This is a genomic window from Eupransor demetentiae (genome assembly GCF_963930865.1).
GTDB classification, from domain to species: domain Bacteria; phylum Bacillota; class Bacilli; order Lactobacillales; family Lactobacillaceae; genus Eupransor; species Eupransor demetentiae.
Map to the genome: position 1 here is coordinate 312,092 of NZ_CAWVOH010000002.1, position 23,461 is coordinate 335,552.

General features: G+C 47.4%; 19 protein-coding genes. All 19 read left to right on the forward strand.

Features of this window, described 5'->3' with window-relative positions; all coding sequences use genetic code 11:
• Positions 1 to 52: 52 nt before the first annotated feature.
• The 19 genes from ABSY64_RS05940 to ABSY64_RS06030 all read left to right on the forward strand — a co-directional run bounded on the left by ABSY64_RS05940 (position 53) and on the right by ABSY64_RS06030 (position 23,413).
• Positions 53 to 1,474: an ABC transporter substrate-binding protein/permease gene (locus ABSY64_RS05940; protein ID WP_349642221.1), complete on the forward strand. Its 1,422-nt coding sequence runs from the start codon at positions 53 to 55 to the stop codon at positions 1,472 to 1,474.
• A gap of 52 nt (positions 1,475 to 1,526) precedes the next feature.
• Positions 1,527 to 2,522: a competence protein CoiA gene (locus tag ABSY64_RS05945; RefSeq protein WP_349642163.1), complete on the forward strand. Its 996-nt coding sequence runs from the start codon at positions 1,527 to 1,529 to the stop codon at positions 2,520 to 2,522.
• Positions 2,523 to 2,589: 67 nt separating this feature from the next.
• Positions 2,590 to 4,374, forward strand: coding sequence for an oligoendopeptidase F (pepF, locus tag ABSY64_RS05950; RefSeq protein WP_349642164.1), 1,785 nt, complete (start codon positions 2,590 to 2,592; stop codon positions 4,372 to 4,374).
• A gap of 13 nt (positions 4,375 to 4,387) precedes the next feature.
• A complete protein-coding gene (locus ABSY64_RS05955) occupies positions 4,388 to 5,317 on the forward strand; it encodes a phosphoglycerate dehydrogenase (protein WP_349642165.1) in 930 nt (309 codons plus the stop codon).
• A 294-nt stretch (positions 5,318 to 5,611) separates the two neighbouring features.
• Positions 5,612 to 6,661: a phenylalanine--tRNA ligase subunit alpha gene (locus tag ABSY64_RS05960; protein ID WP_349642166.1), complete on the forward strand. Its 1,050-nt coding sequence runs from the start codon at positions 5,612 to 5,614 to the stop codon at positions 6,659 to 6,661.
• Positions 6,662 to 6,663: 2 nt separating this feature from the next.
• A complete protein-coding gene (gene pheT / locus ABSY64_RS05965) occupies positions 6,664 to 9,120 on the forward strand; it encodes a phenylalanine--tRNA ligase subunit beta (RefSeq protein WP_349642167.1) in 2,457 nt (818 codons plus the stop codon).
• A 70-nt stretch (positions 9,121 to 9,190) separates the two neighbouring features.
• On the forward strand, positions 9,191 to 10,477 hold the full coding sequence (gene murA, locus ABSY64_RS05970; RefSeq protein ID WP_349642168.1) for a UDP-N-acetylglucosamine 1-carboxyvinyltransferase: 1,287 nt from the start codon (positions 9,191 to 9,193) through the stop codon (positions 10,475 to 10,477).
• Positions 10,478 to 10,569: 92 nt separating this feature from the next.
• Positions 10,570 to 10,827, forward strand: a complete 258-nt coding sequence (locus tag ABSY64_RS05975) for a type B 50S ribosomal protein L31 (RefSeq protein WP_349642169.1) — start codon at positions 10,570 to 10,572, stop codon at positions 10,825 to 10,827.
• A gap of 65 nt (positions 10,828 to 10,892) precedes the next feature.
• On the forward strand, positions 10,893 to 12,272 hold the full coding sequence (rlmD, locus tag ABSY64_RS05980) for a 23S rRNA (uracil(1939)-C(5))-methyltransferase RlmD (protein ID WP_349642170.1): 1,380 nt from the start codon (positions 10,893 to 10,895) through the stop codon (positions 12,270 to 12,272).
• A 10-nt stretch (positions 12,273 to 12,282) separates the two neighbouring features.
• Positions 12,283 to 13,614: a UDP-N-acetylmuramoyl-tripeptide--D-alanyl-D-alanine ligase gene (locus tag ABSY64_RS05985; protein WP_349642171.1), complete on the forward strand. Its 1,332-nt coding sequence runs from the start codon at positions 12,283 to 12,285 to the stop codon at positions 13,612 to 13,614.
• Between the two features lie 22 nt (positions 13,615 to 13,636).
• The gene (locus tag ABSY64_RS05990; protein ID WP_349642172.1) at positions 13,637 to 14,803 is read left to right on the forward strand and encodes a serine hydrolase domain-containing protein; all 1,167 of its coding nucleotides are present in this window, start codon (positions 13,637 to 13,639) and stop codon (positions 14,801 to 14,803) included.
• Positions 14,804 to 14,850: 47 nt separating this feature from the next.
• Positions 14,851 to 16,419 (forward strand): degradosome RNA helicase CshA, encoded by a 1,569-nt coding sequence (gene cshA / locus ABSY64_RS05995; RefSeq protein ID WP_349642173.1) that lies wholly within the window; start codon positions 14,851 to 14,853, stop codon positions 16,417 to 16,419.
• A gap of 46 nt (positions 16,420 to 16,465) precedes the next feature.
• A complete protein-coding gene (locus ABSY64_RS06000; RefSeq protein WP_349642174.1) occupies positions 16,466 to 17,674 on the forward strand; it encodes a bifunctional folylpolyglutamate synthase/dihydrofolate synthase in 1,209 nt (402 codons plus the stop codon).
• A complete protein-coding gene (locus ABSY64_RS06005; RefSeq protein ID WP_349642175.1) occupies positions 17,634 to 19,040 on the forward strand; it encodes an MFS transporter in 1,407 nt (468 codons plus the stop codon). The genes ABSY64_RS06000 and ABSY64_RS06005 overlap by 41 nt, the downstream gene beginning before the upstream one ends.
• 30 nt (positions 19,041 to 19,070) lie before the next feature.
• Complete coding sequence (locus ABSY64_RS06010; RefSeq protein ID WP_349642176.1) at positions 19,071 to 19,679, forward strand: JAB domain-containing protein; 609 nt, start codon at positions 19,071 to 19,073, stop codon at positions 19,677 to 19,679.
• A gap of 80 nt (positions 19,680 to 19,759) precedes the next feature.
• The gene (locus ABSY64_RS06015; protein ID WP_349642177.1) at positions 19,760 to 20,722 is read left to right on the forward strand and encodes a gluconeogenesis factor YvcK family protein; all 963 of its coding nucleotides are present in this window, start codon (positions 19,760 to 19,762) and stop codon (positions 20,720 to 20,722) included.
• Positions 20,723 to 20,725: 3 nt separating this feature from the next.
• Positions 20,726 to 21,670 (forward strand): DNA-binding protein WhiA, encoded by a 945-nt coding sequence (gene whiA, locus ABSY64_RS06020; protein WP_349642178.1) that lies wholly within the window; start codon positions 20,726 to 20,728, stop codon positions 21,668 to 21,670.
• A gap of 72 nt (positions 21,671 to 21,742) precedes the next feature.
• A complete protein-coding gene (locus tag ABSY64_RS06025; RefSeq protein ID WP_349642179.1) occupies positions 21,743 to 22,348 on the forward strand; it encodes an ATP-dependent Clp protease proteolytic subunit in 606 nt (201 codons plus the stop codon).
• A 69-nt stretch (positions 22,349 to 22,417) separates the two neighbouring features.
• On the forward strand, positions 22,418 to 23,413 hold the full coding sequence (locus ABSY64_RS06030) for a D-2-hydroxyacid dehydrogenase (protein WP_349642180.1): 996 nt from the start codon (positions 22,418 to 22,420) through the stop codon (positions 23,411 to 23,413).
• Positions 23,414 to 23,461: the final 48 nt, after the last annotated feature.

Consider the following 23,461-nt stretch of genomic DNA (forward strand, 5'->3'; position numbering starts at 1 on the left):
GCCTTTTTTTATGAGAGGAAGAGAAATGGTTAAGAAGAAAATACTACCCATTATGTTGGCTTTGTTTGCTGCTTTGGGATTGGCCTTGCTGGCCCGTCCTGTCCAAGCTGCAGAGCCTAATTACGTTATTACGACGGATGCAACTTACGCACCTTTTGATTTTCAAGATAAGAATAATGAGTATATTGGAATCGACATGGACATCCTTAAAGAGGTTGCCAAGCGCGAGCATTTCACCTATACCTTAAAGCCAATGAGCTTTAACGCTGCTGCCCAGTTGGTTGCTAATGGTCAGGCCGACGGTATCATCGCCGGAATGATGATTAACGACGAACGTAAGCAGGTTTACGACGTTTCGACGCCTTACTATCAGTCTGGAGTGGCCTGGATTACTAAGAAGGGCTCTTCAATTAAGTCCCTCAAGGAATTGAAGGGCAAGACGGTTGCTTTGAAGACCGGAACAGCGGCTGCCGAATACGGTAAGCAGCAGCAAAAGAAGTACGGCTTTAAGATTAAGTACTTCAACGATACGGATACCATGTACAACGATGTTGCCAATGGCAACTCCGCTGCTACATTCGAAGATTATCCCGTGATTGCCTATGCCATCAAGAACGGCATGAAGCTCCAAGTCATGAATCCACATAACTTGGGTAACGCCGGTGGTGTTGGTTTCTTCGTTCAAAAGGGCCACAACGCCGAATTATTGGCGGCCTTTAACCGTGGTTTCGCTTCCATCAAGAAGGATGGAACATACGATAAAATCATTAACAAGTACTTGAACTCAAAGCAGTCTAAGTTTACTGGTGATGCTGCGGATAACAACTCGATGTGGGGTATTCTCCGTTCGAACAAGTCGGCCTTCATGAAGGGACTTTGGGAAACCATCGTCTTGACGGTTTTGGCCATTATCTTGGCTTCCCTATGGGGAATTTTGCTAGGTGTTATGGGCATTAGCCAGAGCAAATGGATTCGTGGAACGTCGACGACGATTATCTACGCCTTCCGTGGTTTGCCATTGATGGTTTTGGCCTTCTTCATCTACATCGGACTGCCTGGTGTTATCGGCACGAAGATTCCTGCCTTCACGGCCGGTTTGTTGACTTTGATTTTGAATGAAGGGGCTTATACAGGAGCCTTTGTCCGCGGTGGTTTTGAAGCCGTTGATTCAGGACAAATGGAAGCGGCCCGCAGTCTTGGTTTGCCTTATGGGACAGCCATGCGCAAGGTCGTGATTCCACAAGGACTCAAGATTATGATTCCTTCCTTCATCAACCAGTTCATCATTACCTTGAAGGATACGTCAATCTTGTCTGCCATCGGTATCCTTGAATTGACACAGACCGGTACCTTGATTGTTGCTCGTAACTCACAAGGATTCCGCGTTTGGGCGATTGTGGCGGCCATCTACTTGATTGTCATCACTTTGTTGACTTGGTTCAGTAACTGGGTACAGCGTCGCATTAAGTATTAAGTTAAAAGAAAAAACCTCTGGGTCTCGTAAGATGACTTAGAGGTTTTTTATTATGTTTTTAGCAGTGGATGGCGGTAATCACTATGTCAGTGCTCGCCGGGCCGAAGGGATAAAGGAATATTTTTGCCCCGGCTGTCGTGGAAAAGTTATCTTGAAACGGGGACTTATTCACCAGGCCCATTTCGCTCATTTGCAGGGGGCAGATTGTGCTGCTTTTTCAGAAGGTGAATCGGCGGATCATATAGCGGGTAAGATTTTTTTATATAAATTGCTGCGTCAGTATGGGGAAGTTACTTTAGAAGCCTCCCTGGGTGAGATCGGACAGCGGCCAGATTTGTTGTTGCAAAGCAAGCGGGGGAATTGGGCGATTGAATTTCAATGCAGCCCGATTTCAGCTAAACGTTTGGCTGAGCGGAATGCGGGCTATCAAAAACTGGGATTGCCGGTTATTTGGATTTTGGGACCGGCCTATTTGAAGCGAAAGTTACGCGCTCGGACAATTTTGCCCTTTTTGTATGACAGTCAGTTACGTTTTTGGCAGCCTGCTTGGTCAAAAATCTTGCACCGGGGTAATTTTTTGAAGGCTGATTTTCGTGGTCTTCAATTCGAACAAGCTTTTTCAGCCAATCTTTTTTACTGTTTGCGGGCAAAAAAGTCGGGAAAGGTGAATTGGCATTACCAAGCGAGCAAGTTAGAACAGCAGCTGCTGCAGGGCCGTCTTGATGCAAGGCTAGTCGGTCAGCTTTATGAAAAGGGCTGCCGTTTGAATCAGCTTCCCACTTGGGCCTTATCAGGGCAACATTTTGGGTTAACTGTCCCGAATTGGCGTTTTCGTTTGACGGTCTTGGAGTGGCTGGAAGAAAAGGGACTTGGTGCTAGTTTTAGCTGGGAAGAATTTGAAATGCGGTTCCAATCGACTTTTTTGAACTATGAAATTTGGGGAAGTGTTGAACTGCAAGAACTACTTAAAAGTCTGCTAAAGGGGGGTTACTTGAGCTACGAAACATCTGTTTTTCACATTAAAGGGCAACCAAGCTGGCGTAAATAGTCCCGTTTCTTGTGTTAAAATTAAAAATAAATGACAAAAGGGGGTCGGTGTTTTACACCAAGATTCTATGGAACAGATTATTCGTGAAAACGTCCCAGAGGACCTAACCTGGGATCTCAGTACCATTTTCAAAAATGACGAGGCTTGGGAAGCGGCCTACGCTGACACGCAAAAGGCAGCCGACAACCTTGCGGCGTACCAGGGCAAAGTGGGCGAATCCGCAAAAGCGCTCTATGATGCTTTACAAGCGGATTTAGCACTGGAACGTCAGTTTGAAACGGTCTACGTCTATGCCCATCAAAAATTTGACCAAGATACGACTAATGACCGCTATGCCGCTTATAACATGCGCGTCCAGTCCTTGTATGCACAGGTTTCAACGGCAACGGCCTTCTTTGAACCTGAAATTTTGGCCATCCCCGCTGATACCTTAAAGGCTTACTTAGCAGATTCATTATTTAAGGATTATCAGCATTTCTTTGATGATATCTTGGCTAAAAAGAAGCACACCTTACCGGCTGAACAAGAGGCGCTTTTGGCGGGTGCTTCCGATATTTTCAGTGCGTCAGAACAGACTTTTGGTGCCTTGGACAACGCCGACATTGACCTGGGTGACGTGATGAATGAGGAAGGCGACATTGTGCCTTTGACCAATGGTCTCTATTCGATTTTGTTGCAGTCCAAGCAACGTAATTTGCGTCAACAAGCATTTGAAAGCTTGTACGCGGCCTACATGTCCTTGAAGAACACCTTTGCTTCGACGCTTTCTTCCAACGTCAAAGGGCATAACTATACGGCCAAGGTACGCCACTATGATTCAGCTCGTCAGGCGGCAGTCCTACCAAATCAAATTCCTGAAAAGGTCTATGATACCTTGCTAACTTCCGTGCATGACCATATGGATTTATTGCACCGGTATGTCGCCTTACGTAAGCGTATTTTGAAGCTTGATGAATTGCATTCATACGACTTGTACGTGCCTTTGGTTCCGGATTTGGACCAGAAGATTACTTACAAAGAAGCACAAGAAATCGCCTTGAAGGCCTTGGCACCCCTCGGTGAAGACTACTTGGCCATTGTCAAAAAAGCTTTCGCGGAGCGTTGGATTGACGTTGTCGAAAATAAAGGGAAGCGTTCCGGGGCCTATTCAGGTGGGGCCTACGACACGAATCCTTACATTCTCTTGAACTGGCAGGATACGCTGGACAATGTTTACACGCTGGTTCATGAAATGGGGCACACGGTGCATTCCTACTTGACCCGGCACAACCAACCCTATCACTACGGGGACTATCCAATTTTCTTGGCTGAAATTGCCTCGACAACCAACGAGAGTTTGTTGACGGATTATCTCTTGAAGACAAATGATGATCCGAAGTTCCGCGCCTATGTTTTGAACCAATATTTGGATGGTTTCAAGGGCACTGTTTTCCGGCAAAGTCAGTTTGCTGAATTTGAGCAGTGGATTCACGAAGAAGACGCTGCAGGCCGCCCTTTGACCGCCGAAAAGATGAGTGAATTCTATGGTGATTTGAACCAAAAGTATTATGGTCCGGATCTGAGTGCCGACCAACAAATTGCCTACGAATGGAGTCGTATTCCGCACTTCTATTATGATTTCTATGTTTACCAATACGCGACTGGGGAAGCTGCTGCGACGACTTTGTCCGAACGAATTCTTAATCAAAATGGTGCGGAAGCTTACAAGAATTATTTGAAGGCTGGTTCTTCGGCGTCACCATTGGACGTGATTGCTAAGGCCGGGGTCCGCATGGACCAAGGAGGCTACCTGGATCAGGCCTTCCAAGTCTTTGAAGAACGTTTGAATGAATTAGAAGAACTACTAAAGTAAAAAGGAGATTATTATGGCTAAAGTTTTAGTATTCGATGGCATTGATCAAGCTGGAGTTAAGCAACTCGAGGCTGATGGTTATGAAGTGGTTTCTTGCCCACAAGCTTCCAGTGAAGATTTCGATGGTTTTGAAGATGTCGAAGGCATGATTGCCATTATGCATCCAATTACGGGTGAAATTATGGATAAAATGCCTAACTTGAAGGTGATTGCACGTTTCGGTGTTGGTTATGACAATATTGATTTGGAAGCAGCTAAGCAACGTGGCATCGTGGTGACAAACACGCCCGGTGGAAATGCTGAAGCGGTTGCTGAAACGGCAGTGACCTTGGCCTTGATGGCCGGTCGTGAATTTGAAGTTCGCCACGACAGCATTCATGATGCAAAAGATCGCGACTACATGGCCGAACACAAGGGATTCCAACTATCCGGTAAAGTGGTTGGAATCTTGGGCTTCGGCCACATTGCCCAAAAGGTGAATGACCTGTTGACTGGTTTCCAGGTCCAAACTCTGGTTTACGCTCGTCATGACCGTCCAGTTCCTCACGGCAAGATGGCTAGCTTGGATGAAATTTTTAAGAACTCCGATTACATCATTTCGACCTTGCCAGCTACACCGCAGACGACGCACTTGATTAATGCGGATGCCTTTAAGCAGATGAAGAAGACGGCAATTGTGGTCAACGTTGGCCGTGGGGCAGTGATTGACGAAGCTGCTTTGCTTGATGCCCTCAAGTCCGGTGAAATCACTTCTGCTGGTTTGGATGTTGTGGAAAAGGAACCAATTTCTCCTGAAAATCCACTTTTGGTCCTTCCAAATGCCTATGTTTTGCCCCACGTTGCCGGTTTTTCCAGTGAATCAGAAACCAAGGTTTCAACGATGGCCGCCACTCAGGTCGAAAAGGTTTTGTCTGGCCAGGGTGCTGATTACCAAGTTAACTAAGTCGCTGCTGACCTCGCCTTAAAATTCTGTTATACTGACAGTGCGATGAATGACCTAGTAGTGGTGGCGAATCGTTAGCGAGCGGTAGATGGTGTGAGGCCGCCTTTTCCAGCCACGAATTTCAGTCAGGAGTGCTTAACTTAACCGTTAACGTTTGTCCGCGATATGGACCGTCGAGTTGTTGGCTTAGCCAGAATTTGGGTGGTACCGCGGTATTTTATAAAAGATTTCGTCCCTTGTTACTTCTTCACGGAAGTAGCAAGGTTTTTTTGTGCAAAAAAGGAGGAAGTCCTAGTGACACTAGTTGATGATTTAATGAATTTAAAAAAATCTGCGGTGACTGCAATTAAAAATCACCAAGAAGATATGGAAGAATTACGCGTCCATTACTTGGGACGTAAGGGAGAACTAACAGGTCTTCTTAAGCAAATGAAGAACGTTGATCCTGAAGACCGTAAGGCTGTCGGACAGGTTGGAAACGATGTTCGTGAAACAATCACGAGTTTAATTGCTGAACAGCAAGAAGCTCTTAACAAATTGGCCTTGGACCGTAAGATTGCTTCCGAAAAAATCGACGTGACTTTGCCTGGCGCACAGCCGCTACAAGGGCAGCCCCACGTCCTACAACAAATTATGGATGAAATTGAAAACCACTTCCTCGGACTTGGTTTCCAAGTCATTGACGATCCACAAGATTCACCTGAAGTTGAAACCGACGAATACAACTTCGAACGTGAAAACTTGCCGAAGGATCACCCTGCCCGTGATATGCAGGATACCTTCTACATCACACCTGAAATTTTGCTCCGTACGCAGACTTCACCAGTGCAATCGCGTGTCCTTGAAAAGCATGATTTTTCTAAAGGGCCTTTGAAGATGATTGCCCCCGGTAAGGTGTACCGTCGTGATACGGATGATGCCACCCATTCCCACCAGTTCCACCAGGTCGAAGGTTTGGTCGTTGGTAAGAACATTACGATGGCTGATTTGAAGGGGACTTTGCTTTCCATCATGCAAGAACTCTTTGGCGAAAAGCACCAAATTCGTTTGCGTCCATCTTACTTCCCATTTACGGAACCATCGGTTGAAGTCGATGTTTCCTGGGATCCCGTTACGCCAGAGACTAAGCCTGAAGACATTAAGTGGATTGAAGTGCTTGGTGCCGGCATGACTCACCCCAACGTTTTGAAAATGGATGGGGTTGATCCGGACGAATATTCGGCCTTTGCCTTTGGCTTGGGACCCGACCGTTTTGCCATGCTGAAGTATGGGGTTGATGACATTCGTCAATTCTACTTAAACGACGTCCGTTTCCTAGAACAATTTAACAAGAAGGGGGAGTAAGCATGAATACGAATTTAGCATGGTTAAACGAATACCTAAATCAAGATTTAGATCTCAGTCAAGCTGCTGTGATTGCCCTGGGCGAACGCTTGGAACGTACAAGTGTCGAAGTTGATTCAGTTTTCAACTTGGCACAAGGGCAAGATGGCCTTGTTGTCGCCAAGGTGCTTTCGGTTAAAGAACATCCCGACTCAGATCACATGGTCATTACCCAAGTGGATGCTGGCGAAAGTGAACCCATTCAGATTGTGACGGGGGCTCCCAACGTTGCCGAAGGGCAACTCGTGATTTTGGCCAAAGTAGGCGCCCACATCATTGACCGTGAAAGCGGCAAGCTTGTAAAAATTAAGAAGGCGAAACTCCGTGGTGAAGAATCCTACGGTATGCTTTCAGCCTTGCAAGAAATTGGTTTTGATAACAAGATTGCTCCTGATCCAATTGAAAAGGGCATTTACGTCTTTGATCCCAAGTCCGGTGTTCAACCAGGCGATGACGCTCTTGAAGCTTTGGGGATGCTTGACCCAATTATTGACACGGACTTGACCCCTAATCGAACTGACATGCTTTCCATGCGCGGTGTGGCTTACGAATTGGCGGCCATTTTGGACTGCCAGGCAACCATGCCGACCTTCCAGCTCAGCGAAGGATCTCAAAAGTCCGCCGACCTAATCCAAGCAGAAGTTACCGATGAAAAGTTGGCTGACCAATTTGGACTCCGTGTCATCGATAATGTTCAGGTTGGCCCAAGTCCCCTTTGGCTACAACGTCGCCTCTGGAATGCTGGTGTTAAGCCCGTGAACAACCTTGTCGACGTGACGAACTATTTGATGGTTCTCTTTGGACAACCTTTGCACGTTTACGACTACGACCGTTTGCCAGAGAAGAAGTTGACCGTTCGTTTGGCCAAGGATGGTGAAAAGTTCACCGGCCTCGATGAGCAAGAGTACGAATTACGACCAAACCAAGACATCGTGATTTCGTCCGGGGATCAAGTTTTGAACTTGGCCGGCGTTTTGGGTGGTCAAGCGGCCGAAGTTACGGAAAAAACGAAGCGAGTTGTTATTGAATCAGCAAGCTTCAATCCAAGTTTGGTGCGTGCCGCTGCTCGCCGCCACACCTTGCATACGGGTGCTTCTAGCCGTTTCGAACGTGGCATTGACCCAAGTCAGGTTGAATCGGTTTTGGATCAAGCAGCTGCTCTCTTGGCCGACCTTGCCAAGGGCCAAGTGGCTAAGGATGCCGTTTACGGAGCACGCCATGCCTACCAAGCCCGTCAAGTTGAAATTTCAGTTGACCGCATCAATCAAATCTTAGGAACGGACTTGCAGGCCGATGAAATCGCATCTATTTTCAAGCGATTGGCCTTTGAATTTGAAAACAAGGATGGGAACTTCATCGTTGCCATTCCGGGCCGCCGTCCCGATATCTCTATCCCAGCTGATTTGATTGAAGAAGTTGCCCGTTTGCATGGTTATGATAACTTGCCAACGGCCTACATCACCGGCCAAACAACACCGGGTAAGTTGACTAGCCGTCAACGTCAAATCCGTGCAAGTCGCCGCGTCATGGAATCCCTTGGTCTTAACCAGGCGATTTCATATGCCTTGACCACGCCGGAAAAAGCCACTCGCTTTAATGCCAACAAGGCTGCTAAACTCGTGACCTTGGACTACCCAATGAGCTCGGACCGCACAACAGCCCGCCAGAATCTTTTGTCCGGCTTGCTTGACGACGTTGCTTACAACGTCGCTCGTTCCGTGCACGACATTGCTTTGTACGAACAAGGTCGTGTTTTCCTTGCTAAGGGTGAAAAGGAACAACCCGCCGAAATCGAACACCTGGCCGGTGTTTTGACGGGTTCCCTTGTTCGCTCTAGCTGGGAAAATAGCCGCAACGTCAAGGAAGTTGATTTCTACGACTTGAAGGGGATTGTTGAAAAGTACTTAGCCGAAATCGGCATGCCAGCGGTTCGCTTTGAAGCAACTGACCGCCACGAAGCCATGCATCCCGGTCAAACCGCTGACATTTACGGTGGTGACCACTACCTCGGCTTTGTCGGACAAATCCACCCAGCCTTCTTGCAAAAGGAAAAGCTACCGCAGGTCTTTGGTTTCGAACTTGATTTGCAAAGTATTATTGACTACAGCCAGCGCGGGCAAAACTACGAAGTTATCTCACGTTATCCACAGGTTAGCCGTGATTTGGCCATCTTGGTCGATGAAAAGGTAACCAATGCCGACATTCAAAATGCCATTGAAAAGACGGCCGGTCAGCATCTGGTTGAAAGCAAGGTCTTTGATGTCTTTACCGGTGGCAAGTTGCCGGCTGGCAAGAAGTCTTTGGCCTACCAGTTGACTTACCAAGACAAGAACGACACTTTGCTTGAAGCCGATGTTAACGATGATGTTGAAAAAATTGTAACGGTTTTGCAACAAGAATTTAACGCTGAAATTCGTTGATATGGATTGTTTTAGCATTTAAAACAGGATATAATTTTATAAAACTGTAGTGACGGGAATTGTTTGATAAATGGCAAAAATAATCATTAATGGTGGACACCGAATTCATGGCGAAGTAACCATCGGTGGTGCTAAAAATTCAACGGTGGCATTGATCCCCGCAGCGATTTTGGCTGATTCACCCGTGAAATTTGATACGGTACCGCAAATCTTGGACGTGAAGAACTTGCAATTGATTTTGCAGGCCATGAACGTATCCTCAACTTTTGAGAACGGTAATTTGTCAATCGACCCCACTACGATTCGTGAAAGTGACCTACCATCGGGGGCCATTAAGTCTTTGCGTGCTTCCTATTACTTTATGGGCGCTTTGCTTGGTCGCTTTGGTCGGGCCACCGTTACTTTTCCTGGTGGTGACAACTTAGGTCGCCGTCCGATTGACCAGCATATTAAGGGCTTTGAAGCGCTTGGTGCAACTGTTACGGAAAGCAACGACATTATCCACATTGATGCTTCTGATCATGGCTTGATTGGAGCACGAGTGGCCTTGGATACGGTTTCCGTGGGCGCTACCATTAACATCATCTTGGCTGCCGTTAAGGCCAAGGGTCAGACCATCATTGAAAACGCGGCCAAGGAGCCCGAAATCATTGATATCGTGACCTTCTTGAACAACATGGGCGCTAACATTCGTGGCGCTGGTACCGATACCATTCGTATTACCGGTGTCGATACGCTGATTGCCCGCAACACCCATACCGTGATTCCAGATCGTATTGAAGCTGGAACCTACATGAGTATGGCTGCCGCCTTCGGTGACGGCGTGACGGTTCGTAACGTCATTCCTGAGCACTTGGAGTCCTATACTTCTAAGCTGATTGAAATGGGCGTTAACCTCGAAATCGGTGAAGATGCCGTGCACATTTTCCCTTCTGAAAAGTTGCAGCCGGTTTCGATTAAGACTATGCCTTATCCCGGTTTTGCCACGGACTTGCAGCAGCCGGTCACGCCACTGCTTTTGATGGCAGAAGGCGAGTCAACAATCTATGATACGATTTACCCTAAGCGTGTTCGTCACATTGCCGAACTTCGCCGCATGGGTGGGGACATCGCCACGGTTAAGCCTGGTGAAATCAAGATTGGTCATTCCGACCGCTTGATTGGAACAACAGTTGAAGCTGCTGAAATCCGTGCGGGCGCCGCACTGATTATTGCCGGCATTATGGCCGATGGTACAACCGTCATTAACAACGCAGATCACATTTTGCGCGGTTATGATCGGATCCAAGAAAAGTTGACCAATCTCGGTGTTGATATCGCGATTGAGGGGATTGATTTAATTAATTTGATGCCTTGATTTTCTTGCACGGATTTAGCAATCGTGATAGTATTAACTGGTTAATAACTGACTCTGATTTTGACTAATCAGGGCGCTAAGGAGAAACAATTATGAAGCAAGGAATCCATCCAGATTACCACAAGGTTGTCTTCGTTGACGCCGCTACTGGTAAGAAGTTTTTGTCAGCATCAACCATGACTTCTGACACCACGACTGATTTTGAAGGTCAAGAATATCCATCAATCCGTATGGATATCACTTCAGATTCACACCCATTCTACACTGGTAAGCAAAAGTTTACTCAGGCCGATGGTGCCGTGGACAAGTTCAACAAGAAGTTTGCGGACTTTGGTTTCAAGAACAAGTAAGCTGAACTTATATAGGCAAGGCGCTCACGTATTTTCGTGGGCGCTTTTCTTTTGGTAAAGGATTTATGGCAAAAACAATTCCACCTGTAAAACTACATCAAGTCCTAACTGGCAAAGTTGACGCCATCCGTGATAACGGGATGGGGATTATTTATGCCCGTCCTGACTACCCGCTTTACTTGGCGGATGTCATGCCGGACGAGGAAGTCCGCATCGAAATTATCCAGGTCGATAAACACTCGGCCTACGCCAAGGTTCTGGACTGGCTTAAGCCCTCACCACAGCGGCAAAATCAGGACCGCCAGTATTTAATTGAAGCCGGAACAGCGCCTTTGGTGAACTGGTCTTATCCAGCCCAGGAAGAATTTAAAAAGCAACGGGTTGCCCGAGCCTTTGAACAAGCAGGTTTGCAGATTGAACTAGCGCCAATCATTGCTATGACTGAACCAACCTACTACCGCAACAAGACCGTGGTACCCTTGAAATGGGTCGGTGGGAAGCTTTTATCCGGATTCTATCAGCGCGGCACGCACAAGCTCGTTGAAATGAAGGACTACTATGTCAACGATGCCAAGATCGACCAGGCCATTCTTAAAGTCCGCCAGGTACTGGAAGATTTGGAGATTTCAGCCTTTAACCCGGATACCGAGGAGGGCTGCATTCGCTATATCATGGTTCGACGCGGTTATTACAGTCATGAACTCATGGTCGTTTTGGTTAGTAATGAAGCAACCTTGCCACTCCAAGACGAAATCGTGGCAGGTATTCGCAAGGCCCTACCGGAATTAACCTCTTTGATTTTAAACATCAGTCCCAAAAAGGACTACGTTTTGCTCAGCCCACACAACGAATTACTCTGGGGGAAGGACCGGATTACGGACACTTTGCTCGGTTACAAGTTTTTGATTGGCCCGAACTCTTTTTACCAAGTCAATCCAACCATGACGGAAAAACTTTATGCCAAAGCCGCTGAATTAGCCGAATTGAAGCCGACCGACTTGGTCATTGATGCCTATTCTGGGATTGGCACGATTGGTATTTCAGTGGCGAAGCAAGTTAAAAAAGTCATTGGTGTCGAAGTGGTTCCCGGTGCAGTGGCGGATGCCCAGCGGAACTTAGCCCAAAATCAGATTACAAATGCCGATTATCGTTTGGCGGATGCGCCGGCGCAATTCATTGAATGGGCCAAAGAGGGCATTAAGCCTGATGTTGTCTTTGTGGATCCACCTCGTCGTGGTTTAACCGAGGAACTAATTGAAGCCACGGCACAAATGCAGCCCCACCGCGTAGTTTATATTTCCTGTAACCCAGTGACGGCAGCCCGGGATTGTGCTAAATTTAAGGAAAAGGGCTATGAAATTGTGCGACCGGTGCAAGCGGTCGATCAATTCCCACAAACGGCCCATGTTGAGACAATTACGGTTTTAGATCGTATCAAGAAGTAATGAGGGAAAAATGGATTTAACACTCACTGAAATTGGCAATGCTTTAAATGCAAAGATTCAAGGCGGCAATCCCGAAGTGACCGGGGTGGCCTTTGATTCACGCCAGGTCCAAGCTGGGGACCTTTTTGTTGCTCTAGTTGCTGAAAACGACGGCCACGCCTATTTGCAGGCTGCTTTGGACAAGGGTGCCGCTGCAGTCATGGTAGATGACCAGCACGCCATTCCAGCCGATATGCCGGCGGTGATTGTACCCAACACCTTGCAAGGAATGCAGGATTTAGGGAAGTACTGGTTGGATAAGGTGGCGCCGATTACGGTCGCCATCACTGGTTCCAACGGGAAAACCACGACCAAGGACATGGTTGCAGCCATTGCCAGCCAGGCTTTTAAGACCTACAAGACTCCCGAAAATTTCAATAATGAAATCGGCGTGCCCCTGACCTTGCTAGCCATGCCTGCTGATACCGAAGTTTTGGTGGTCGAAATGGGCATGGATCGTCCTGGCCAGCTAACGGCCTTATCCGAACTCGTCCAACCCGACATGGCCGTGATCACCATGATTGGTGAAGCCCACATTGAATTTTTCAAGACGCGGGAAAAGATCGCTCAGGCCAAGCTTGAAATCACAAAGGGCCTACGTGAAGATGGCGTTTTGATTATTCCTGATGATGAACCACTTTTGACGGAAGCTCAGGTAAACCAAAGGGTGCTTGGTTTTGGTGAAGGGGTAAAGGACATCAAGGCCGAGGGCAGCCAGACCGACTTTGTTTACGATGGCGTTTCGTTTGCAATTCCACTGCTAGGTCGTTATAATGTTATGAATGCGCTAGCAGCGATTACAGTTGGTCGATTACTGAGAGTAAAGACCAGTCAAATGGTGGCTGCATTAGCTCATTTTGACCTAACAAAGAACCGAACGGAACAGTTAATGACACCTTCTGGGGTTCATCTGATTTCCGATGTTTACAACGCTAATCCGACCGCAACAAAGGCAGTTTTGGCCACGATGGCCGACTTTCCTGCAGGTCAGCGTTATGCACTTTTGGGTGATATGCTTGAATTAGGCGAGCAGGGTCCCGCTTTGCACGCTTCCCTGGCGACTGCCATTGCAGATGCGCAGCTTAGTGGTCTTTATCTTGTAGGGCCGCTGATGACGGATTATTTAGCACCGTTAATTGCCGAAGAATTGCCTGATTTGCCTTTGCACACTTATCAAGCCGATCAGTTAACTGCAATTGCCAAAGATTTGCAAGCCGATTTGAAGGCGGGCGATTGGCTCTTGTTAAAGGCGAGTCATGGACTTCACTTAGAAGAAGTTGTGAAGGCATTAATGTCGAACTAACTCAACTGAGAAGGATTCTGGGATGCAACGAGTTGATAAATACCCAGCCGTCTTAAAAGGGAAGTGGTTTGGTGAAGATAAAGTCCGAGCAGTCCGGCTTGCCGGCGCCATTATAATTTTCGCGATTATTTGGCCCTGGGCGACTGGTCCCGGCGAACTGAGTCAATCAAGTAAGATTAACGTTCGCCACGATGCAAAGTATTATCAAGCACTCCAGCAAACCGTCACAGCCCAAACGCCCTTAGCTAAGCGAGTTGACCGCATCATTAAGGATGATAATTTTCAGGGAACTGCCCTGGTTGTTCATCACGGTCACATCATTTTGCAGCAGGGTTACGGCGACGCCAATCATCAAAAGAAAATCAAAAACCAGGCACAATCCGTCTACCAAATTGCTTCTGTTCAAAAGGCGATGACGGCGACTTTGATTGCCCGGGAAGTCGAAAAGGGCAAGCTTTCATACGATACGAAGTTGTCCAAGTTTTATCCGAAGGTACCCCATGCCAAGCAGATTACGATTCGCCAATTATTGACGATGACTTCTGGTTTGCGGCAGAAGTATCAACCAAAGACTTTTCAATCCGACTGGCAAAATGTTGAGTATTCTGCTGAACATGCCGACGTGGTTGCGAAGCCAGGGGATGGCAAGGAGTGGTCTTATCAACCGGTAAACTACCGCTTACTAGCCGGCATTTTGATGCAGTTGAACAATGAAAGTTACAGTAAACTTTTCCAGCAGGTTTTTAACGATCAATATCATCTGAAGATGTTGGACTATCAGCAATTCCACCAAAGCAGCCTAGCTTCACTGGGCTACGGGGATGACTATGATGGTCCGCGAGATGTGGATAAGGTTGAATATCAACGCGAAACCGGAACCGGTAACGTCGGCACCTCTACGGGGATGCTATACCGCTTTTTCTATTTGTTGTTTGATAAACAACTAGTTTCCAATCCACAAGCGATGTGGCAAACGATTCAGCCCGAAACTTATGCTGCCGGGGGATACCAGTATCCTGATTACAAAACCGGCCATGGAATTTTCACGGGCTATGAGTCAACGGTGGCCTTGAGCAAGGATGGTTCTGAGGCGGTCATATTGCTGTCAAATCAGTATTATAGGGGTCACACCTATGAAGATTTGTCGCATCATCTTTTTCACGAAGTAACCGGTATCACGATTAAGTAGTGGTACGAAACGATTCTGTCGGGTGGCAGGATAAAAAGGAGAACATTTTGAAATTTAGCGAACTTGGTTTGTCACAAGACATTCTGGATGCCATTGCCGAACACGGCTATGTTGAAGCAACCCCCATTCAGGAAAAAACCATTCCTTTGACCCTTGCGGGTCGTGATGTCATCGGACAGGCTCAGACTGGTACCGGTAAGACGGCAGCCTTTGGCTTGCCTATTTTGGAACACATTGACTTGGATAACCCCAACATCCAAGCAGTTGTCATTTCACCAACGCGTGAATTGGCAATTCAGACGGCCGACGAATTGAAGAAGCTCGGCCACGACAAGCACGTGAACGTGCAAGTTGTCTTCGGTGGATCAGATATCCGCCGTCAGATTCAAGGCTTGAAGTCCCATCCACAAATTTTGGTGGGGACGCCAGGTCGTTTGCTTGATCACATCAAGCGCCACACAGCAAAGTTGGGCCACGTTAAGACTTTGGTCTTGGATGAAGCCGACGAAATGTTGAACATGGGCTTCTTGGATGACATCGAAGCCATCATTGCAGAAGTGCCTGACCAACGCCAGACTTTGCTTTTCTCAGCGACGATGCCTCCTGCCATCAAGCGTATCGGGGTTCAGTTTATGACCAACCCTGAACACATCCAAATCGAAGCCAAGGAATTGACCACTGATTTGGTTGAACAGTTCTTTGTTCGTGTTCGTCCACAGGAAAAGTTTGATGCTTTGACTCGTATTTTGGATGTCCAAGGCCCTAAGCTTGGCATTGTCTTCGGTCGCACGAAGCGCCGTGTCGAAGAATTGGGTCGTGGGTTGGAAGCCCGTGGTTACAAGGCCGCTGGCTTGCACGGTGACTTGACTCAGCAGATGCGTTCGCGTGTCTTGGACCAGTTCAAGTCACACGAAATCAACATCTTGGTTGCCACCGATGTGGCCGCCCGTGGTTTGGATGTTAAGGACGTTACTCACGTTTATAACTATGATATTCCACAGGACCCAGAATCATACGTTCACCGTATTGGCCGTACCGGTCGTGCCGGTGCAACGGGTACTTCTGTAACCTTTGTTTTGCCAAACGAAATGGACTACTTGCGTGCCATTGAAGAATTGACCAAGAAGCGCATGACCCCATTGCAACCAGCTACTTTGGCTGAAGCACGGATGGGTCGTATCAAGAACGCGCTTGGTTCAATCAAGCCTTTGATTGAAAAGGCACCAATTGATGACATGGGCGATGAAGTTTCCAAGTTGGTTAGTCAGTACACGCCAGAACAGTTAGCTGCCGGTCTTTTGGCCCAGGTTGCTGGTTTGGATCAGCAAAACGCACCAGTTGAAATTTCACGCGAACGTCCTTTGCCTCGCCGTAAGGGCGGACACCGTAACGGTGGTGGCGGCTACCGTGGTAACGGTCGTCGTGGTGGCGGAGGCTACCGAGGCAACAACCGTAATGGTGGTGGCTATCGCGGCAATGGTCGCCGTGGTGACCGTGACCGTCGTGGCAATGGCGAACGCCGTGGAAATGGTGATCGTCGTAGCAACGGGGATCACTCAAACCACCGCTCAGGTGGTTCATCACGTCGCGAATTCACTGTTCGCAATAAAGATTAATATTAAAAACCGCCCTGTGAAGGGCGGTTTTCATTAGGTTAAAATCATGCAAACTCTTCAACAAGCACTCAGCTACATCCATGGACGGCCTAAGCGGTCAAAACGGAATTCCTTGGCCGTCATGCGAGCTCTTTTGACTGAATTAAATCATCCGGAAAAGAATTTGCCGCCGTTAATTCACGTGACCGGGACAAACGGTAAGGGTTCGGTCGTTGCGATGACGGCTTCAATTTTAGAAGCAGCTGGTTATCGCACCGGAACTTTTACTTCGCCCTTTATTGAAGACTTTCGGGAACGAATTCAAGTTGACGGCCAATGGATTTCAATTGATGATTTACTGAGCTACACTCAGCGTGTAGCCGAGGCAGTGCAGCGAGTTGAGCAAAAGCAGGCGGATTATCACCCCAGTGAATTTGAAGTCGTAACGGCCATTATGCTAACTTATTTTGCCGAGGCTCACTTAGATGCTGCCGTAATTGAAGTTGGAATTGGGGGACTCTATGATTCGACCAATGTCCTACCCACGAGCCGCGTGGGCGTTATTACTTCAATCGCGTTGGATCATCAGGCCTTGCTGGGCGATACTTTGGTTGAGATTGCTGAGCAAAAGTTTGGCATCTTGCATGACGGAATGACCCTGGTTACGGGTACTTTACCCAGCGAAGTTCAGGATCGGATGCGTGCCAAGGACTACCATTCAGTGCCAAGAAAGTTGAATGAATTTTCTTCCGGTCTAGCCGGACAGTACCAAGTCGAAAACACGGCGACTGCTGTCGCAGCGGTCCGGGCCTTCGACCCTGACATTTCCGATCAAACGATTGCCGCCGGTTTAGCAGCCAGTCGCATCCCCGGTCGCTTTGAAAAAATTGGGCCCAATATTCTCATCGATGGGGCCCACAACGAAGCCGGCATCAAAGCTTTGTATCAAGCTTTGAAGGCATACACGAAAGCGCCAATCCATTTGATCTTGGGAACTTTACAGGATAAGAATCTTGCCGATTTTTTGCCTGTTCTAATTGCAGATCCGCAATTTTCATTAACCTTGACGACTTTTCAAGCGCCGTCGGGCCGTCCCGTTTTAACGGATGACGACCTGCCGTCTGACGAGAAGCTTGCCACAACATCGAATTATCAACAGTTTTTCCAGGCGAAGGGGGACCAGCTGGTCGTTTTTGCCGGATCACTTTATTTTATTGCTGAAGTAAGGAGTCAATATGCAAATCGAAAAGCGCCTTTCACCACGCTTGATTCTTAGTATTTTGTCCATCGCTCTTTTGGGCTTTACCGACATCATGCTTGAAACCGCCCTCAATGTGTCCTTCCCGACCTTGATGACGGAGTTAAAAGTTAATTCGGCCACGGTCCAGTGGTTGACCTCCGGGGTTATTTTGCTAACTTCATTGGTTATCATTTTGTCACCCTGGTTAAAGAAGAACTTTTCCAACCGTAAACAGTTTATGGTTGCGGGGATTATCTCCGTGATTGGAATCTTGATTGATGCCATTTCGGGCAACTTTTGGTTGATTCTATTCGGCCGCTTGCTACAGGGAATTGGCGGCGGTGTTGGACTGCCTCTGATGAACAACGTTGTCTTTGAGCAAGTGCCTGAGCGGAAGCGTGGAACCATGATTGGTTTGGCAGCCTTGATTGTTTCCATCGCACCGGCCTTGGGACCGGCCTTTGGTGGCTTCTTGACCCAAAATTATGGTTGGCGCATGGTCTTTTGGGTGGTCTTACCTGTCCAAGTGCTTTCCTTGATTCTTGGTTGGTTCACGATTTGCCAGGTTGACCCTTTGGTGAAAACGCCTTTGGATTACAAGGGCTGGCTCTTGCTTTCAACCTGCTTTGTTGGCGGTTTGCTCTTCATCGAACGCATCAGTGCCCATCCTGTGACTGATCCCGTCACAGGAATCTCTCTTTTGGCCATGGTGCTGGGTGGGATTGCTTATTACCTCTTTTCCCGTCGCGAAAAAGAACCACTTTTGGACCTTCATATCTTTAAGTTTTCCATCTTTGCCCAGTCTGTTGGCGCCGCCTTTATTATTTCGGTGGTCAACTTGACCTTTAACTACTCAATTCCAATGGGCTTGCAATTGGTTTTGCATCAAAATTCGCAGGTGGCTGGTTTTGCCCTCTTCCCTGGCGCAATTGCTTCGGCCTTGATGGCCATTATTGCCGGTAATCTCTACGACCGTTTTGGTGCCAAGTTGCCGATTATCATTGGTCTTAGCATTTATGCGGCTGGCCTAGCTTGGATGATATTGACGCCATTCACAACTGCTCATGTTACGATTGGTTACGCTCTGCTACAAATTGGTTCGGGTTGCTGGTTTGGAAACAATATGACCAACGCCATTTCTCAGTTGGATCGTTCAGAATACAGTGCGGCTAATTCAATTTTCTCCGCAAGTAACAACTATTCGGCAGCCGTCGGAATTGCTGTGGCAGCCGCCATTATTTCTATTTTCCAAAACGGAAACTTGGCGCAAGGACCAGCAACGAAGGTGGCCATTCACTGGACTTACTGGTTGGATTTGTTGCTCTTTGCTAGTGCCGTTGTACTGGCTATCTTGGCTTTGCGCAAAAGTTATGCCTTGGCTGCTGCAAAAAAGGAGAACTGAACTCGTACCATTGGGTAGGAGGGCAGTTAAATGCAGGAACAAGTTGAAGCTTTTTACCGGGCTTTGGATGAAGATGAGACCGCCAATTGGCAGTCCTTTCACCGTTATTTTCCACAACCGTGTGATTTAAATGAAATTACTGTTGAGACTGGAGAAGACTTCATTTCGCACAATCCACAAGCGAATCGGGCCCTTTTGATTGGCATCGAATTGGGTCGGCGGGCTGCCTTTGCTAAGCGTCCAAGCTTGGTATCGGCGCGACACTCGGCTGACTTTGGTCGTTTTGCCCAGCGTGAGTTGGGCCGCCATCATCAAGAGGTGCTCTATTTAGCGCTGGTTAACACCCAGTTAGAGGTTATGGCCTTTGAAGTGGTTTTCGTCGGTACTTTGACCCACGTTGTGGTTTCGCCTCGCGAAATTTTTCAGCGAGCATTGCAGCTGAATGCTTACGGAATGCTCCTCGTTCACAATCACCCTTCGGGGAATGTCCATCCTTCGCAGTATGATTTAGACTTTTCACAAAAGCTTTATCAACTGGGACAAAAAATGGATTTACCCCTGATCGATTCCTTTGTCGTGACTGGCCAGGAATACTGGAGTATGCAGGAAAATCAACAGCTTAAAAAGCAGGACGACTAGTCCTGCTTTTTTTATATTTTTGAGGCAAACAATGCTAAACTGGGAGTAGCTAAATTGTTTATTTATAGAAGGGCAGCGCTATGAAACCAAAAATCGTCATCATTGGTGGTGGTTCTGGGATTCCAGTCATCATCAAGCCCCTCGTGAAACAAGACGTCGACTTGTCGGCGATTGTGACGGTGGCCGATGATGGGGGCTCCAGTGGCCTCCTACGCAATTACATCAATATCGTGCCACCTGGAGATATTCGCAATATTCTCGTTGCTATGGCCGACACCGACCCCGATATTTTAAAGACCTTCCAATACCGCTTTAAGTCCGAAGATGATTTCTTCGCCAAGCATGCGGTGGGAAATCTGATCATTGCCGCTATGACGGAACGTTACGGCAACATCTTTGAAGCCGTTCAAAAGCTTTCGGAATTGATGCATGTCCGGGGCCACATCTATCCGGTTTCCAACCAACCCTTGGTACTCAACGCCCTCTTTGATGATGGGACGGAAATGGAGGGAGAGTCGGAAATTACGGCTGCTCACCGGACCATTAAGCGGGTTTGGGTGACGGAAGAGGACGGTAAGGTCGATGTGCAGCCCGTTCCCGAAGTTTTGGATGCCATCCGAGACGCCGACCTAATTGTTTACGGACCCGGATCGCTGTACACGTCAATTTTGCCCAATGTCACCATTCCGGCCGTCCAGGAAGCCTTGCAAAAGACTTCGGCCAAGCAGGTTTACATTGCCAACATCATGACTCAAAAGGGTGAAACCGACACCTACACTGATGCCCAGCACTTGGCAGCTTTGAACCACCACATTGGTAAGGATGTCATTGATTACTTGATTACCAATTCAACGCAGGTGCCTGAGCATTTCGTTGATTTCCAAAAATGGGGCGAGATTTCCCAGCAGGTGATTCAAGATCCTGAAGGTGTTCGCGCCCAGGGAGCAACGCCTTTGTCTGGCGATTTCCTACGCTTACATGATGCCGGAGCCTTTCATGATGGGCAAAAGGTTTCAACGGAATTAATGAAGATTTTGGAGTAAGCCATGTCTTATGCCGCTGAAGTAAAAAAAGAATTAACTGGTTTGATTGTGGATAACCCCAACGCAAAGGCGGAGTTATCCGCTCTTTTGCGAATGAACGGGGTGAATACCCTCGGCTCACAGCATTCCATCAAAATTGAAACAGAAAACGCGGCTATTGCCCGGCGAATCTATTCCTTACTCAAGCAGGCCTATACCGACATTGAAGTGGAAGTCAAAGTCGGTTCTCTTCGACAGTTATCCCAGCGCAAGTCCTTTGCCGTGCTCTTGAAGAACAAGGTTGACTTGGTTTTGGATGATCTAGGAGTTGATCCCTTTGGTTTGAATCAAACGATTCCTAGTCGTCTGATTAACGAGGCCAAGAAGCAACGCTCCTTTTTGCGCGGAGCCTTTTTGGCCGCTGGTTCGGTTAATTCACCAGAAAAAGCCAATTATCATTTAGAAATTGACACTTCCCATGAAGAGTTGGCCGAAGAGCTGTTAAGACTGATGAATAACTTTGCTCTTCCTGCCAAGATTACCCAGCGGCAGGGCGCCTACATGCTCTACATTAAGCGAGCGGAAAAGATTGTTGATTTTCTTGCGACGATTGGGGCGACCCAGTCCATGCTGCATTTTGAAGATATCCGCATGATGCGCGATATGCGTAATTCGGTCAACCGCTTGGTTAATGCAGAAACAGCCAACATCCAAAAAACGGCGGTGGCCGCTAATCGCCAAATTGACAACATTCAAGTCATTCAAAAAGAACTTGGCGATTTAGACCGTTTACCCGCTAAGTTAGCGACTTTGGCTAAACTGCGGTTGGAGCATCCCGATGAATCCCTAGCCGAGCTAGGCGACTTACTCGAAATTTCCAAGTCCGGTGCCAACCACCGAATGCGCAAGCTCAGTCAATTAGCGGATAAAATCAAAAAAGAGGAACCCTACGACCTTGAGAAACTGTAATGATTTTGTTTCCTTGGTGATTGCGTTACAATAGATACTTAAAATAAGATTGTTTTTGAAAAGGAGTACAGTATGTGGCCAGGTGTTATTGAACAAACAGCAAACGGACGCGAAAGTTACGATTTGCCTTCACGTTTGTTAAAGGACCGAATTATTTTGGTTCAAGGACCAGTCGAAGATGGGATGGCAACGTCAATTGTTGCCCAACTACTCTTCTTGGAAGCGCAGGATCCCGATAAAGAAATTTCAATGTACATCAACTCACCCGGTGGTTCGGTTACCGCAGGTTTGTCGATTACGGACACCATGAACTTTATCAAGGCCCCTGTAACGACCATCGTTATGGGCTTGGCAGCCTCAATGGGAACCATCATCGCCTCATCAGGTGAAAAGGGTCACCGTTTCATGTTGCCGAATGCCGAATACCTGATTCACCAACCAATGGGTGGTGCTGCTGGTGGTACTCAGCAAACGGATATGGCCATCATCGCCGAACAGTTGACCAAGACTCGCGACAAGTTGAACAAGATTTTGGCCGATGCATCTGGCAAGGACTTGGCTACCATTGCTCGTGATACGGAACGTGATTACTGGATGTCAGCTCAGGAAACCTTGGATTATGGTTTGATCGACGGTATCTTGGAACACTCTGGTGAAAAGCCTGTAACAAAAAAGTAATATTTCCGTGATTTATATCACTTGCTAAGGTATAATTTATTGAGATAAAAAGGTAATGAAGGAGTAATTATGAAGATTTTTGCTTATGGAATTCGTGATGACGAAAAGCCTTCTTTGAAGGACTGGGAATCAAAGAATCCTGATATCGAAGTTGAATATACGCAAGACTTGTTGACGCCTGAAACGGCTAAGTTGGCTAAGGGTGCTGATTCAGCTGTTGTTTACCAGCAATTGGATTACACACGCGACACTTTGGCTGCTTTGGCTGAAGTGGGTGTCAAGAACCTTTGCTTGCGTAACGTTGGTACGGATAACATTGATTTTGATGCAGCCAAGGAATTTGGTTTCAACATTTCAAACGTACCCGTTTACTCACCAAACGCTATCGCTGAACACTCAATGATTCAGTTGTCACGTTTGTTACGTCGTACGAAGCCAATGGACGAAAAGGTTGCCCGCCACGATTTGCGTTGGGCCCCAACTATTGGCCGTGAAATGCGTATGCAAACTGTTGGTATCATCGGAACTGGCCACATTGGTCGCGTTGCCATCAACATTTTGAAGGGCTTCGGTGCTAAGGTTATCGCCTACGATAAGTACCCTAACGCTGAATTGCAAAAGGAAGGTCTTTACGTCGACTCATTGGATGAATTGTTTGCCCAAGCCGATGCAATTTCTCTTTACGTACCTGGTGTTCCTGAAAACCACCACTTGATTAACAAGGACTCTATCGCCAAGATGAAGGACGGGGTTGTTTTGGTCAACGTTGCCCGTGGTAACTTGATGGATATCGATGCCGTTATTGATGGTTTGAACTCTGGTAAGATTTCAGACTTCGCCATGGATGTTTACGAAAAAGAAGTTGGTTTGTTCAACGAAGATTGGGAAGGTAAGCAATTCCCAGATCCTAAGATTGCTGACTTGATTGCTCGTGACAACGTTTTGGTTACGCCACACATCGCGTTCTATACGACTAAGGCCGTTTCTGAAATGGTTCACCAATCATTTGACGCAGCGGTTAGCTTCGCTAAGGGCGAAACCCCAGCGATTGCTGTAAAGTATTAATTTAAAGTAATTTTCCCCATTGATGCGTCGATGGGGGTTTTTACTGTC